The organism is Streptobacillus felis (assembly GCF_001559775.1).
GTDB classification, from domain to species: domain Bacteria; phylum Fusobacteriota; class Fusobacteriia; order Fusobacteriales; family Leptotrichiaceae; genus Streptobacillus; species Streptobacillus felis.
This window is the reverse complement of sequence record NZ_LOHX01000237.1, coordinates 1-476: the sequence shown is the minus strand read 5'-3', so window position 1 is coordinate 476 and position 476 is coordinate 1. Positions and strand designations below refer to the sequence as shown.

Here is a 476-nt window from a genome sequence, read left to right as displayed (position 1 = left end):
TTGGATAAGTGACTAAAGCATAAGAAAATAAGGAAAATGGGATAAAATATCTATACAAATCTGTATCATATTTTAAATATCTATAAAAAAATTTATCTACAATAAGTGCTAAAACAAATAATGCTAAAGAAACACACATTAGTAATTTTTTGTCTTTAAAATTATCCCGTTCTTCTTTAAATTCCAAATTCGATTTTTTTTCTTTTTTACCTTCAAACGAACTTTCTATTTTTTTTCCATAATTTATTAAGTTTTTTATATTATCCATATCTTCATTAATAAAATTTACAAATAGAGTCTTAGTTGAAAAGTTAATATTTAATTCTTTTACGCTTTCATGTTTTTTTAAATGTTCTTCAAGTTTTGCAGCACAAGCAGCACAATCTATACCCCATATCAAATAGTTCATACTTTCACCTCATAAATTATTATATCATACTAAAACAATATAGTCTATATTTTTTTAATACTGAATT

1 protein-coding gene is annotated in these 476 nt (G+C 22.3%); it reads right to left on the bottom strand.

Going from position 1 to position 476, the window contains the following annotated elements:
- Positions 1-409: cation transporter (locus AYC60_RS04500; protein WP_067321775.1), on the bottom strand; the 409-nt coding region annotated here is incomplete at its 3' end.
- Positions 410-476: the final 67 nt, after the last annotated feature.